The sequence below is a fragment of the Streptomyces flaveolus genome, assembly GCF_000716535.1.
Classification (GTDB): Bacteria; Actinomycetota; Actinomycetes; order Streptomycetales; family Streptomycetaceae; genus Streptomyces; species Streptomyces flaveolus_A.
This window is the reverse complement of the sequence record NZ_JNWV01000080.1, coordinates 1-13,870: the sequence shown is the minus strand read 5'-3', so window position 1 is coordinate 13,870 and position 13,870 is coordinate 1. Positions and strand designations below refer to the sequence as shown.

14 protein-coding genes are annotated in these 13,870 nt (G+C 69.5%); 4 read left to right on the top strand and 10 right to left on the bottom strand.

From position 1 onward, the window contains the following. Nucleotides 1-557: 557 nt before the first annotated feature. The 4 genes from OO52_RS44550 to OO52_RS44535 are packed head-to-tail and all read right to left on the bottom strand — an operon-like array spanning nucleotide 558 to nucleotide 4,570. On the bottom strand, nucleotides 558-1,400 hold the full coding sequence (locus OO52_RS44550; protein WP_030658970.1) for an ABC transporter ATP-binding protein: 843 nt from the start codon (nucleotides 1,398-1,400) through the stop codon (nucleotides 558-560). Continuing rightward, nucleotides 1,397-2,467, bottom strand: a complete 1,071-nt coding sequence (locus tag OO52_RS44545; protein WP_030658969.1) for a FecCD family ABC transporter permease — start codon at nucleotides 2,465-2,467, stop codon at nucleotides 1,397-1,399. Before OO52_RS44545 ends, OO52_RS44550 begins: the two co-directional genes overlap by 4 nt. 8 nt (nucleotides 2,468-2,475) lie before the next feature. Next, on the bottom strand, nucleotides 2,476-3,480 hold the full coding sequence (locus tag OO52_RS44540) for a FecCD family ABC transporter permease (RefSeq protein WP_030658968.1): 1,005 nt from the start codon (nucleotides 3,478-3,480) through the stop codon (nucleotides 2,476-2,478). Between the two features lie 31 nt (nucleotides 3,481-3,511). Further along, nucleotides 3,512-4,570 (bottom strand): ABC transporter substrate-binding protein, encoded by a 1,059-nt coding sequence (locus OO52_RS44535; protein ID WP_030658967.1) that lies wholly within the window; start codon nucleotides 4,568-4,570, stop codon nucleotides 3,512-3,514. A 559-nt stretch (nucleotides 4,571-5,129) separates the two neighbouring features. Between OO52_RS44535 and OO52_RS44530 the strand changes: the two genes are divergently transcribed. Next, entirely contained in the window at nucleotides 5,130-5,378 is a 249-nt protein-coding gene (locus OO52_RS44530) for a peptidase inhibitor family I36 protein (protein WP_234340010.1), read from the top strand. A gap of 109 nt (nucleotides 5,379-5,487) precedes the next feature. On the opposite strand, the gene OO52_RS44525 is transcribed toward OO52_RS44530, so the two are convergent. Then, nucleotides 5,488-6,258: an IS5/IS1182 family transposase gene (locus tag OO52_RS44525; RefSeq protein WP_030658963.1), complete on the bottom strand. Its 771-nt coding sequence runs from the start codon at nucleotides 6,256-6,258 to the stop codon at nucleotides 5,488-5,490. 464 nt (nucleotides 6,259-6,722) lie between these two features. On the opposite strand from OO52_RS44525, the gene OO52_RS44520 reads away from it, so the two are divergent. Further along, a complete protein-coding gene (locus OO52_RS44520; protein ID WP_030658961.1) occupies nucleotides 6,723-8,525 on the top strand; it encodes a S53 family peptidase in 1,803 nt (600 codons plus the stop codon). A gap of 351 nt (nucleotides 8,526-8,876) precedes the next feature. On the opposite strand, the gene OO52_RS44515 is transcribed toward OO52_RS44520, so the two are convergent. Next, on the bottom strand, nucleotides 8,877-9,404 hold the full coding sequence (locus tag OO52_RS44515) for a DinB family protein (protein ID WP_030658959.1): 528 nt from the start codon (nucleotides 9,402-9,404) through the stop codon (nucleotides 8,877-8,879). Nucleotides 9,405-9,476: 72 nt separating this feature from the next. Further along, the gene (locus tag OO52_RS44510) at nucleotides 9,477-9,773 is read right to left on the bottom strand and encodes a hypothetical protein (protein WP_199820069.1); all 297 of its coding nucleotides are present in this window, start codon (nucleotides 9,771-9,773) and stop codon (nucleotides 9,477-9,479) included. A gap of 613 nt (nucleotides 9,774-10,386) precedes the next feature. Here OO52_RS44510 and OO52_RS44505 point away from each other — a divergent pair. After that, complete coding sequence (locus OO52_RS44505; protein WP_030658956.1) at nucleotides 10,387-11,067, top strand: class I SAM-dependent methyltransferase; 681 nt, start codon at nucleotides 10,387-10,389, stop codon at nucleotides 11,065-11,067. A 426-nt stretch (nucleotides 11,068-11,493) separates the two neighbouring features. Then, nucleotides 11,494-11,667 carry a hypothetical protein gene (locus OO52_RS51285; protein WP_158712663.1) on the top strand — a complete coding sequence of 58 codons (174 nt, stop codon included), beginning with the start codon at nucleotides 11,494-11,496 and terminating at the stop codon, nucleotides 11,665-11,667. 277 nt (nucleotides 11,668-11,944) lie between these two features. Here OO52_RS51285 and OO52_RS44495 read toward each other — a convergent pair whose 3' ends face one another. The 3 genes from OO52_RS44495 to OO52_RS44485 form a co-directional block, all read right to left on the bottom strand. Beyond that, nucleotides 11,945-12,115, bottom strand: coding sequence for a hypothetical protein (locus OO52_RS44495; RefSeq protein ID WP_030658950.1), 171 nt, complete (start codon nucleotides 12,113-12,115; stop codon nucleotides 11,945-11,947). Between the two features lie 435 nt (nucleotides 12,116-12,550). Further along, complete coding sequence (locus tag OO52_RS44490) at nucleotides 12,551-12,988, bottom strand: hypothetical protein (protein WP_234338019.1); 438 nt, start codon at nucleotides 12,986-12,988, stop codon at nucleotides 12,551-12,553. A 52-nt stretch (nucleotides 12,989-13,040) separates the two neighbouring features. Continuing rightward, on the bottom strand, nucleotides 13,041-13,742 hold the full coding sequence (locus OO52_RS44485; protein WP_030940868.1) for a hypothetical protein: 702 nt from the start codon (nucleotides 13,740-13,742) through the stop codon (nucleotides 13,041-13,043). Nucleotides 13,743-13,870 lie beyond the last annotated feature (128 nt).

The following is a 13,870-nucleotide window of genomic DNA, read 5'->3' as shown; positions in this document are numbered from 1 at the left end:
CCGCCACGACGTGCACACACCCAAGAAGACACAGCCAGCAAGACGACCAAAGAAGAAGACAACCACCCCGAAACCCCGCCGCACAGGTTAAAGATCAAGTTAGGGCGGCCGACGACGCCAGGCACCGCAGGCACCTTGGTTGGGTAACACGGCCATTTGCCCCTATGGCTAGGAAGCGGGGCAGGCTGCAATGACCACAACGGCCGGACTACCCGCAGCCGACATCGACTTTCGCAACAGGCCCGGTCCCTCAAGTTCATTGACGAAGTCTGCGGCGAGGTCGCTGTCGAACGGACTGGTTCCCCACGTTCCCATGCATGGCTCCTGATACAGCTGTCTCGGACGAAGGCATGGTTCCAGGAGCCACTGACAGCGGTCACGGGGCGAGGAGGACCCGCTTGCTGAGCAATGCGAAGCCGGCGCGTCCGAACATCTGGCGCTTGCGCATTTTGATCCGCCCCAACTCCGCCCGCGTTGCTCCCCGGACGTTGCCTGTGCACAGGCACAGAGCGCAGGGCCCGCGTAGCGACGGCACTCCGGCAGGGTCCGTCCCGCCGTCAGCCGGACCGTTCCGCCGAGACGGCCTGTTCCCCGGTCGCGGGCCGCCAGATGCGGGACGGGACGACGAGAGGGCCGCCGGTGACCGGGTCGGGGACGACGACCGCGGGCAGGCCGAAGACCTTCTGGACCAGTTCCGCGGTGACCACTTCGTCCGGCGGGCCCTGGGCGACGATCCGGCCGGCCTTCATGGCGACGAGATGATCAGCGTAACGGGCGGCCTGGTTGAGATCGTGCAGCACGGCGACAACCGTCCGGCCGCGCTCGTGGTTCAGGCGCCGGATCAGGTCCAGCACCTCCACCTGGTGCGCGATGTCCAGGTACGTCGTCGGCTCGTCGAGCAGGAGCAGGTCCGTGTCCTGGGCCAGGGCCATGGCGATCCACACCCGCTGCCGTTGGCCACCGGACAGCTCGTCCACCGGGCGGTCGGCGAGGTCGGCGGTGTCGGTGCGCTCCAGTGCCTCGGTGACGGCCCTCTCGTCCGCCTGCGACCACTGCTGCCACCACTTCTGGTGCGGCTGCCGCCCGCGCGCGACGAGGTCGGCGACGGTGATGCCGTCGGGTGCGGCCGGCGACTGCGGCAACACCCCAAGGGTCCGCGCGATCTGGCGGCTGGGCAGGCCCGCGATGTCGGCGCCGTCCAGCAGCACGGCCCCCCCGCGCGCCCTGAGCAGCCGGCCCAGCGCACGCAGTACGGTCGACTTGCCGCAGGCGTTCGGGCCGACGACGACCGTGACTTTGCCGTCGGGTATCTCCAGGTCGAGGCCCTCAACGACGGTTCGGGCCTCGTACGCCAGGGTCAGATCCCGCGCCACGAGACGGCTGGTTGAGGTACGGCTCATGACGGATTGCCTCCGGAGCGGCTGCGGTTGCGGGCGACGAGCCACATCAGGTACGGGGCGCCCACCGCAGCGGTGAGGACGCCGACGGGGAGTTCCACGGGGGAGAACAGACGGCGGGCCAGCAGGTCCGCGACCACGACGACCAGCGCACCGGTCAACGCCGAGGACAGCAGCGGGATCTGGGCCGTGTGGGTCAGCCGCCGCGCGATCTGTGGGGCGAGCAGTGCGACGAAGTCGACGGGGCCGACCGCACCGGTCGCCACCGACGTCAGTACGACGCCGAGCAGGGTCAAGCCGAGCCGGACGCGGTTCAGCCTGACGCCGAGCGCGGTCGCGGTGTCGTCGTCGAAGTTCGCCCCGCGCTGCGCCCGGGCCGCCCACAGCGCCGCCGGGACCGCCACGACCATCAGCAGCGCCAGGGGCCGTGCCTCCTCGTAGCCACGGCCGTCGAGGGAGCCGGTCAGCCAGATCTTGGCCTGCTGGGCGGCCAGATAGTCGCCCTTGGTGAGCAGGAGCTGGGTCAGCGAGCCGAGGGCGACGGACACGCCGATGCCGACCAGCACGAAGCGCGAAGCGTGCAGTCCGCGCCGCCAGGCGAAGGCATACACCAGCGCGGCCGCGGCGAGGCCGCCGGCGATGGAGACGTAGGGCAGCGCGTCGTAGGCGACGGCGGTGAAGCTCATGGCGGCGACCGTGGCCGCGCCCGCGCCATGGGTGATGCCGATGACGTCGGGGCTGGCCAGCGGATTGCGCGCCACGGTCTGCACCAGCGCGCCCGCCACCCCGAAGGCGGCCCCGCCGAGGAGGCCGACCACCAGCCGGGGCAGCCGCAGCGTGCCCACCACCAGTTCGTCCGGGCTCGGCCGGCCGAGGAGCACCCGCACGACCTGTGACGGCGGTACGAACGACTCGCCCACACACAGGTACGCCACCACCGCGCAGCCGAGCAGGACCGTGAGCACCGCCGCGACGACGACCGCCCGCCGGTGTACGAGGAAGCTGGCGCGCCCCACGCGCAGGACGCCGTGCCCGGCCGGACGGCGGCCCGGTCGGACGAGGGGGGACATGGTGCCACTCACGCGGCCACCACCGTCCGCCTCCGCACGAGGGCGATCAGGAACGGCACACCGATCAGGGCAGTCATGACGGCCACTGGCACCTCCGAGGGCGGGAAGAGGACACGGCCGAGCACATCGGAACCGAGGATCATCACCGGCCCGAGCAGCGCCGCCAGCGGCAGCACCCAGCGGTGCTGGGTGCCCACCAGCGCGCGGGCGACATGCGGGACGGCGAGACCGGTGAACGCTATCGGACCGGCCGCAGCCACCGATGCACCCGTCAGCACAGTCGCGCCCAGCGCGCCGAGCAGCCGCAGCGAGCCGACCTTGTAACCGAGGCCGCGGGCCGCGTCGTCGCCGAGCGCCAGCGCGTCCAGCCCCCGGGCCACTACGGCGACCAGCACCAGGCCCGCCAGCACGAACGGCCAGATCTGGCCGATGACCTCGCTGCCGCGCCCGCTGATCGAACCGACCTGCCAGAACCGGAACTCGTCCAGCATGCGGGCGTCAACGGCGGAGATCCCGGACACGATTGAGGCGAGGAACGCGTTCATCGCGGCGCCCGCGAGGGCGAGTTTGACCGGAGAGGCCCCGCCCCGCCCGGAGCTCGCGACCGCGTACGCCGCCAGCGCGGCCAGTGCCGCGCCGGCGAACGCGAACCACACGTACCCGGTCAGGGTGTGCACCCCGAGGAACGCAATGGCGCAGACCACACCCACCGAGGCGCCCTGGCTGACGCCGAGGATGCCGGGTTCGGCGATGGGGTTGCGGGTGATGCCTTGCATCACCGTCCCGGCGACGGCGAGCGCGACGCCCGCGAGCACGCCGATGATGGTCCGTGGGACCCGCAGTGACCGTACCGCCTGGGCGTCGTTGTCGCTGCCGCCGTGCAGCAGGGCCTGGATCACCTCGGTGGGGGCGATCTGACGGCTGCCCACGGCGAGGCTCAGCAGAACCGCGATCAGTAGCATCGCCGCACCGGCCAGCAGCCAGCTGGCCCGGCGACGGGTGGGTGACGACATGCGCCGCGCTCACTCTCTCTTGCCGGGCCCGTCAGGCCTTGAGGTATTTCTGCAGGTCGTCGAGAACCGAGTCGGCCGCAGTGACGCCGAGGCCCAGGTACCAGGTCTCGTCCGGCACGTCACGGGCGTGGCCGTCCTTGACCGCCTTCAGGTTCTTCCACAGCGGGTTGCCCTGGGCCTTGGACTTGTCGGTGGCCTTGGGGTCGCCGTAGACACCGGTGAAGATCCAGTCGGCGTCGGCCTGGTCGATGTTCTCGGCGCTGATCTCGGCGGCCAGATCCTCGATGTCCTGGTTCTTCGGGCGCGGGATGCCGACGTCCTTCAGGATCGTGCCGATGAACGAGTCGTTGCCGTACAGGCGGATGACCCCATCGGGCATGTAGCGGACCATCGATACCGTCGGCTTGTCCGCGCCGAGCTTCGTGCCGAGCTCCTTCGCCCGGGTCTCGTACGCGGCGAGCTTGGCCTTGGCCTCGGCGGTCTTGTCGAGCGCGGCGGCGTTCAGCAGGTAGTTCTGCTTCCAGGTGAAGCCGGGGCGGATCGAGAACACGGTCGGGGCAATCTTCGACAGCTCGTCGTACTGGGCAGCGGCGCGCAGCTGGCTGCCCAGGATCAGGTCGGGCTTGAGGGCCGCGATCGCCTCCAGGTTGAGGCTGTTGATGGTGCCGACGCTCTTCGGCGAACCCGCGTCCTTCTTCAGGTACGACGGCAGCTCGGGGGAGCCCTCGGTGGTGGCCAGGCCGACAGGCTTGATGCCGAGGGAGACGACGTTGTCGAGCTCGCCGACGTCCAGCACGACGACACGCTTGGGCTGCGCCTTGATCACCGTGTCGCCCATGGCCTGCCTGATGGTCCGCGGCCACTGTCCCAGCTTCGCGTCCGTGCCGAGTGCGGCGGTCTTCGCGGCGGCGTCGGCGAAGTCTTTGCCGCCCTTCGCGACCGACTTGGAGTCCTTCGCCCCCGAACCGGCCTGGGCGGAGGTGCTGCTGCCCTTGCCGTCCATGGAGGAGTCGCTGCCGCACGCCGCGAGAGAGAGGGCGGCGGCGAAGGCGAGAGCGACGGCGGCGGGGCCGCGGCGCCGAAGTGACATGGGACAGCTCCTCGCTGTGGTCAACATTTCAATAGTTAGGCGAGGCTTACCTTATGCGATGTCTGTGTGCGACACACAAGTGAGGCCGCCTTCGCGGAGGCACCCCGGCGAAAGCACCACCGCGAACAGGCGCCCGGCCCGTCGACCCGCCATCGGACCGGGCCGTCCGCCCGTGCTGCGGCTACAGACTCGCGCGCGGGCACCTCGCGGGCCGGGGCGGCCAACGTCGCGCTCTACACCAACGGCTTGTTCATACCGAAGTTCACGTGGAGGGACGGCAGCCGGTGCCGAGCAGCAGCGACCTCTCCGCGCCCGGGAAGGCGAGGACCAATCCGGATGGCCGGGCGGAGACGGCCGGGTGATGCCCGCGGCCGGCCCGGGCACAGCCGGCGCGCCCGGACACTACCGGTGCGGGTGAGCGCGACACGGTAGCCGATGCCGCCCGACTGCCAGCCGAACTTCAGCGCGGTCCGCTCACCCGTTCAGTCCCGGCCGGCCGCCTTCCGGGCGGCCGTGGACTGTACCCGCCCACGCCACACCCACCGCGGGCGCACCCGCCGTGGCCCGAGACCAGATCGCGTGCCCCCGCGGGTTCGTCTGCATCTATTCCGACATCAACTTCAACGGCCAGCCCTACGTCAAACGCGCCGTCGACGGGTCGGTGCGACACCTGCCCGACTACATCCGCGGCAAGGGCAGCTCCATCATCAACAACAGCAGCCGCGCCGCACGCGTCTACCAGAAGGACAACTACTTCGGCCGGCATCGACGGCTCGATCCGGTCCCACATCGCATCATTGATCACTGACCGGACAGGCGCATCCGATCAACTGGCTTACCGACCAAAGAGACACGCGCTAAAGGGTGTTGCGGAAGGCTCGGTGCCGGCGTCGCTGGGTGATGGCCGACCTGCTGTTTCACCCTGCCTTGGCGAGGTTGTGCATGGTGGCGACGGCCTGGACGGCGTGATGGAGGCCGTCGCCCCTTTGGCGGCAGTCGCGGAGGCACTTCCAGTTCTTCATCCGGGCAAAGGTGTGCTCGACGCGGGCTCGCACGCGCCGGTGTTCGGCGTTGTCCTCCTCCTGGCCGCGCCGGAGGAGGCGCCCTGCTCGTCTGCGGTGCGGGACGATCAGGCCGGTGCCCAGGTAAGCACCGTCCGCGATCACCATCGTGCCTGCCGCGAGGGCGGGCAGGTCGGACTCCCGCCAGACATGCGCGTCCGCCTTGTTACCGGGTGCCGGCCGGGCGGATGCCACTACCAGGCGGGTGTCGGCATCGATGATGACCTGCACGTTCGCGGAGAACCGGTAGTTGCGCGAGGAGGCGCCGACCGTTCGGTCACGGACCGGGATCAGGGTGCCGTCCACGATCCATAACCGTTCCACGCCCGCCACCGGCCTGGGCGCCGGCTCCAGTGCAAGCAACGGCCGCAGACGCTGGATGACCCGGCAGACGGTGGCCGGTGAGCAGCCGAAGAGCGGTGCGAGCTGCCGCATGGTGAAGTTCGTGCGGTAATACACGGCCACCAGCAGCACCCGCTCGGCCAGCGGAAGGCACCACGGCCGACCACCACCTGGGCCGTTACCGCCCCGCTCCCGCACCACCCGAAGCAGCTTCTCGAACCGCCCCATCCGCAACCCGGTGAACGTCACCACCCACACCGGCTCAGCCCTCAACACCCCACCCATACAGGCAAAATGCCCGCCACCAAGCCTTCTGCAACACCCTTTAGGTCGCCGCCGAGCGGGTGGTGGTAGTCCTTGGTGCCGGTCGTGCGACGGTGGACCTTGTTGTCCGCGGTGTACGACTGTCGGCTCCACTCACGGTGCCCTGATCTGGCCGGCGCCGGGGCTTCCGGGCCCCGCTCGTCCGGGCCAAGGGGCGTCGTCGCCCCGTGTGGATCAAGGACGTGTCAGCCCCCTCCTATGAGGGGGCCAACCACATCCTATGGAGGGGCAAAGAATTCCCTCCGGTACTGCCGAACACGTCCGCGCCGGAGCTACGTTCCTCGCGCACACTGTCATGTCACCATCACCAGCTCTCCCCAACCCATGAGTGTCATGCTCATGACTGCGCGGTCGCCGCCGCTACGCGCGTCACGGGCCTGCCCCACTCCGTACCCAACCCCACTTCCCCACGGAGGCAGTACCCCATGCGTGAGTCCCGACCCAGCCGGCGCAGGCGCAGTCTGCGAAGACTCCTGTCCATCGCCCTCCCCTCCCTCGCCCTCGCCGTCGCCGGCCTCGCCGCGGCGCCGACCGCCGGGGCCCAGTCCGGCACCGCCACCACGGCCCACGTCACCCGGGCCGCTCAGAACGCCAAGGCCCTGACCGCCCCCGAACGGCAGACCTTCCGCTCCACCGGCAAGGCCGGTCAGAAGGTCCCAACGACTCACCTGTGTGCCACCGCAGAGCCGGGCCACGCGTCCTGCTTCGCCCAGCGCCGCACCGACATCAAGCAGCGACTGGCCACCGAGCTCGCCGCCGCCACCCCCTCCGGCCTCTCCCCGGCCAACCTGCACAGCGCCTACAACCTGCCCTCCACCGGCGGCAGCGGCATGACGGTCGCCATCGTCGACGCCTACAACGACCCCAACGCCGAAGCGGACCTGAACACTTACCGCTCCACCTACGGCCTGTCCTCCTGTACCAAGGCCAACGGCTGCTTCAAGCAGGTCAGCCAGACCGGCTCGACCACCTCGCTGCCCGCCAACGACACCGGTTGGGCCGGCGAGGAGGCCCTCGACCTCGACATGGTCAGCGCGGCCTGCCCGAACTGCAACATCATCCTGGTCGAGGCCAACTCCGCCAACGACACCGACCTCGGCATAGCCGAGAACGAGGCCGTCGCACTCGGTGCCAAGTTCGTGTCCAACAGCTGGGGCGGCTCGGAGTCCTCCGGCCAGACCACCGAGGACACTCAGTACTTCAAGCACCCGGGCGTCGCGATCACCGTCTCCGCCGGTGACTCCGCCTACGGTGCCGAATACCCGGCGACCTCCCAGTACGTGACCGCCGTCGGCGGTACCGCGCTCACCACCGCCGCCAACTCCCGCGGCTGGACCGAGTCCGTCTGGCACACCAACGCCACGGAGGGCACAGGCTCCGGCTGCTCCGCCTACGATCCGAAGCCGGCCTGGCAGACGGACACCGGCTGCGCCAAGCGTATGGAGGCCGACGTCTCCGCCGTCGCCGACCCGGCCACCGGCGTCGCGGTCTACGACACCTTCGGCGGCTCCGGCTGGGCGGTCTACGGCGGCACCAGCGCCTCCGCCCCGCTCATCGCCGGCGTCTACGCCCTCGCGGGCACCCCGGGCGCGACCGACTACCCGGCGAAGTACCCCTACAGCCACACCGCCAACCTGTACGACGTGACCACGGGCAACAACGGCTCCTGCTCCACCTCGTACTTCTGCACCGCCCGCACCGGCTACGACGGCCCGACCGGCTGGGGCACCCCCAACGGCACCGCGGCCTTCACCGCCGGTACCAGTGGCGGCGGCACCTGCACCCCCGCGCAGCTGCTCGGTAACGCGGGCTTCGAGTCGGGCAACACCGTCTGGACCGCAACCACCGGCGTCATCACCAACGACACCGGTGAGGCCGCGCACGGCGGCTCGTACAAGGCCTGGCTCGACGGGTACGGCACCAGCCACACCGACACCGTGACCCAGTCGGTGACCATCCCGGCCGGCTGCCACGCCAGCTTCTCCTTCTACCTGCACACCGACACCGCCGAGACCGGCACCACCGCGTACGACAAGCTGACGGTGTCCGCCAACACGACCACTCTGGCGACGTACTCGAACGTCAACGCCGCCACCGGGTATTCGCTGAAGACCTTCGACCTGTCCGCCTTCGCGGGCCAGACGGTCACCCTGAAGTTCAGCGGTGTGGAGGACACCTCCCTCCAGACCAGCTTCGTCGTGGACGACACCGCCCTGACGACCAGCTGATCCCCACGACGAGCAAACCGGTCCCGCACACGGCAGCCGTCGTGTGCGGGACCTTGGCGTGTACGGAACCTGCGCGTGCAGAGACACGGATGAGCAACTCCACCATGGGGAAAGGCCGGTCACCATGGGCCCTTCCATGAGGGCGAGGCGGTCCGGGTGGCGGTACCGCCTGAGATAGTTGTTGCCCGGCGTTGAAAATGCCGACGAAGGCGGCATTCACGATGCCGATGGACTGTGATGGTGAAGCCCCGCCGGTGGGTATCCCGGCGGGGCGGCTGCCGGCAAGGTGTCGTTTTCTTCGGCAAGGTGCCGGTTGTGTTGGGGCTCCTTGAGATCGTCGGCTATGGGCGGTCACCGTTGAGCGGTGGTGCTGGCCCCGTCGAGTGCTTCCCGGATGATGTCCGCGTGTCCGGCATGCTGGGCTGTCTCCCTGATCAAGTGCAGCAGGATCCGGCGTGGAGACCAGTGGACGGTCTCGGGTGGGGACCATGGGGCTTTGGGGAGGGGAACGCTCTGGCTGAGGTCCGGCAGGGCGGCCACGGACTCTTCGGTCGTCTGAGCGGCGGCGGTGTACTGCTCCAGCAGGCCGGTGAGCGTCTCGCCTTCGACCATGCGGTACTGGTCCAGGTCGAGCATGCCCTCCGGCAGTTCTCCGTCTCCCTTGACCATGATCTGCGCCCAGACCTGCTCGCCCCGGGTGAGGTGCTTGAGAATGCCGCCCAGGGTGAGCGCGCTCACCGTCGTGTGTTGTGCGGCTTGGGCGTCGGTGATGTCGCGCATGGTGATCAGCAGTAACGCCCGCTGTTCCGCGAGTGCATGCAGCAGTTCACCGTGTTCGTCCGGAAGAGACGGGGCTGGGTTGTGCGACGAAGTGGTCATGGACCGACCGTAGGAAGGATCTAGGCCATCTGCTGTCCTCATTGTCCCGCCGGGGGAGGCGCAGCAGGTGGTTCAGTCGCCGACCACCTCGCTCACTGCGGCGCGGGCGGCGGCCTCGTCGACGAGGTTCTTGCCGGTGGCGAACGCGGCGACCAGGGCTTGCAGGGAGAGGTTGTTGACCGCTCTGGGGTAGCCGCGCGAGGTCGTGTGGATCAGGGTGAGGGCGTCCTCGGTGAACAGCTGGTCCGGACGGCCCGCGATCTTCAGGTGGTGGGTGACGTAGCTGGTCGTATCGGTGGAGGTCATGCCCGGCATGGTGTAGCGCAGGGCGGTGCGCTGTTCGAGTGCGGCCAGGACGGCGAGTTTCATGGTGCGTCTGAGGGTGGGCTGGCCGACGAGCAGCCACCTTCCTCACCGTCTCGTCGCGGGCATGGGGCCCGCCGAGGCTGTCAGGGACAACGCGCCGAAGATCAGGGGCAGTTGGTGTTGATCGGGGATCAAGGCCATCTCGGCGACAGCAGCCGGCCCCGGCTCGCCGCGGAGGCCGACTGCCACGGCGACACCTCGCCCACGTCGGCCCAACGTGAGGCCGCGGCTTTCCAGGCCCCGACCACGGCCGCCACCGCGTCCGCGAACCGGCTCACTGAAACGGCGGGCGGGATCGGATCGGGGCCGGTGTCGACCAGCAGCACCGTGAAGTATGTCAGCTGGACGCGTGGTGGAATGCGTCGTGGCCGATCGACTGGCATCCGCTGAGCCGACTGACCTGTGACAGCGAACCTTGCCCGATTGTCACCGAAGATTGATTGACGACGGTTTGTGCCATCGAAGATTGACTGCGCAGGTCAAGGATGCCGCGGCCGGTCTGTTGCGATGACGTCCAGTGCGACTACGCCCGGCTGTTCCTCGACCCTTGGACGCCGTTTTGCCGGACCGGCAACAGGAGTGGCGTGACCGGGCCACGATGGGCGACGTTGGGCCCGTGACCGACAACATCACAGCGGGATCGCCCGCGTCTGAGACATCCTTGCCTGGCGACGGATACGTCGGAGACCCCGCGGTGCGGGCGGAGTGGGACAACCGATACGCCGACCGACAACAGCTGTGGAGCGGCCGGCCCAACGGTGCGCTCGTGGCCGAGGTCGCCGGGCTCACGCCCGGGCGGGTGCTCGACGTCGGCTGCGGCGAGGGCGCGGACGCAGTCTGGCTGGCCCGCGGCGGCTGGGACGTGACCGCACTCGAGGTCTCGGGCGTGGCGCTGGAGCGGGCGGCCGGGCACGCGCGGGACGCAGGCGTCGCCGTTCGCTGGGTACACGCCGCGCTGACGGAAGCGGCGCTCCCGCCGGCCTCCTTTGACCTGGTCTCCGCGCAGTATCCAGCCCTGCTGCGCACCCCCGACGCCGCAGCCGAGCGAGCGCTGCTCGCGGCCGTCGCGCCCGGCGGCGTGCTGCTGCTCGTACACCACGCGGGGATGGACACCCAGCAGGCGCACGACAGCGGCTTCGACCCGGCTGACTACGTCTGGCCCTCGATGGTCGCCGCCCTGCTCACCGACGACTGGAAGGTGGAGGTGAACGAGCAGCGACCACGCGTGGCACCCGACGGCGGCGCCGGCGCGCACCACACCGACGACCTGGTGCTGCGTGCGCGACGGCTGCGCTGAGCCCCTCCGCTCACAGCAGGCCCGGCATCTGGGCAGACTCGATGACCGTCTGGGAGCGCCCCGCCCCGGGACACCCCCTGACGGCGAGGCGGTGGTTCGCCGGCGCCCTCGTACACGGTCGAGGCCAAGGTGGCTGACCGAGGCACGGTCTCGACCAGCGCACCCACCATGACAGCCGCCTTGCCCGTCGCCATGCTGGGATCAGATCACGAAGGCAGCCCTCACCACACGCCAGGACGAGCCCGATGCCCCCCAACCCACGACAGCGGCTCTCCCGTCTGTCATGGCACGCGTGACCCTCAGCGCCAACGGCTCGGCCTGCTCCAATACTCCACTCAGGGAGCCGCCGCCTGAGTCCCGGCCTGAGCGGCACGGTCGAACGAGCCGCCGGCGTCCATGCCGCCTTCGTCGTCAAAGCCGTCGACCATGACCGCCGCACCTGGACGTGGCGGGTACGCCTGGTACACATCCAGATCACACTGCGCCAAGCCACAGGGCCGCGGCATCACCACGAGCCTGACCATGGACGGCCCGCAGCTCGTCCTGCTCGCCTACGCGCCCCTCGCCCGACTCGCTCTGCACCGCCTGGTTCAGCCCTGACTCGCTGCCGGCCGCTCGGGGCTGTCCGGCCGGCACGTCGACCGGTACGTCCGGCGCAAGCCGTGCGCAGCGGCCCCGCAGACAGGAGGAGCAGGGTTCCGCTGCTGGGTCTGCGGGGCCGGTGCATCACTCACGTACCCTGCGATGCGTCCGATACGCCCGATCCCTCCCAACGGTTCGCACAGGAAGGCCTGTTACACGAGTGGGGCCCGGCCGTATCCGGCCGGGCCCCACTCACCTCTCGCGTAGCGCGCTCATCGTGCCTGACGTCTATCGCCTACCAGCGGTACCAGCGGCCCTTGCGGCCGCCGCTGTCCGCCGAACGGACGACGAAGCCCAGCAGCCACACGACCAGCACGATCACCGCGACCCACCACAGCGCCTTCAGCGCGAAACCCGCACCGAAAAGGATCAGAGCCAGCAGAAGAACCAGAAGCAGGGGAACCATTGTTATCAACCTCCTTGCCTCCTGGTGCCCTTACCTCACACTGACATGCACATAAAATGTGAGTTACTTTGACAAAGTCGGGGGCATATGCGGGCCGCGCGCCATGCATGGTTCCCCCATCCCACACCTCACATGCGGATACCGTGTGTTCTGGTCTCGGCGGGGGCCGATGGGGTCGACTGTCGGTGAGTTGTGCTGTATCGCGGTCAGCCGGTGTGGCCAGGGTGGCCTTGGGTCAGCAGGGTCCTCGTAGTGGGCATCGCCAGCGACTTCGTCCCACTGGCCGCCACCGTCGCCGTCTACGGCCTGGTCGTGGCCCTTTTCGCCGCGAGCGCGTACGCGGAACCGGTGACCGGGCACACCGGGAAGGCATGGGGCACGTACGGCGTCACCCCCATTGCTGCGGCTGCTCACCGCTCGCCTCGCGCTGGGTGCTCAGAGGGGGAAGGTGATGCCTGTCAGTTCCCCGGAGAGGATCCACAGGCGTCGCTGGAGAGCGGCGTCTTGGGACGAGGGGCCGGAGCGGACGGTTGTGGGGTGCCCCTTGCTCTGCTGGAATCCGCGCGGCCTGTAGTACTCCCCGCCTCGCACCTCCGGGTCGGTGGCGGCGCGCAGCACGGGCAGGGCACCCAACGCGGGTGACTGCAGGAGCAGCGGCCGGACGGCGGCGAACGCCAGGCGTGTGAGTGCGGAGGAGTGGGACATCGCCCTCTTGGAGCCGGTGGTGTCGGCGCCGTCGGGATGGGCCGCGACCGCGAGGGGACCGCCGTCCGCCGTCCTGCGCCGCAGTTCGTAGCCAGTGCGTCCGGCGGGGATCGGCCGGCACCGGGATGGAGGGGGCGCCGTCGCCGACTGCGGGTCCGTCGTGGCCAAGGCCGGGGCTCCCATCCCGCACACCATCGGCCCAGGCAGAGCCGGGCAGACCCTAGTCGGGCTGTGCAGCGCCCATCCGCTGGAGTTGGCGCAGCATCCAGACCTGGCGTGCTCGGTCGGGCGCGGACTTGTCGGCAATGAGGACCGTGTCGCGAAACCCTGAGCGCGCCAAGAAGTCGATCTGCACTCCCAGAACGGACGCCCAAAGGCCGGGCACGCTCCGCCAGTCCTTGCGGACCGCCTGCTCAGCGGTCACCACGATCTGTGTCTCAGGATCCCGGCACACCAGGCAGGCCGGTACAGCGCTGCGGAAGTCCAGGCCGCTGGTGAGCCCGGATATGTCCAGTGCCCAGTCACCGTCACAGATCAGCTCGACCCAGTGTTCCCCATTGGCTCGCCGGTACAGCGGCCACAGTTCGTCGGCCCAGGGGCCCAGTTTCGGAAGCAAGGCGATGTTGGCAAAGCGCCCGCGCAGCACCACCCGGCGGTAGACACAGCCGGCCACCCGCATGAAGTCACCGTCGGGGCCGGTCATGCCATCGATGACGACGTCCTCCAACAGCGCCCCTTCCAGGATGCAATCGCGCACCGCGCACCCGCGCAGGGTGATGTTGCGGAAGACTGGCCGCTGAGCTGGATTCTCAACCGCTCGGACCTTTCCGCCGAACAGCTCGTAGCCTTCGAGCTCACGGCCCTCGACCCGCGTGCCGGGCCCGGAGCGGAGGGCTCCCGTGCTTCCTGGTAGTTGCTTCATCAGTCTTCTCTCGCCTCCACTCGCAGCCGCGGGTTGCGTCCTGAGAAGTGGTGTACGGGTTCCCACCTGATCCGGGCGTTTGCCCCGGCGTCGGAGTGAGAGTCCGGATACAAGAACGGCCACCGGCT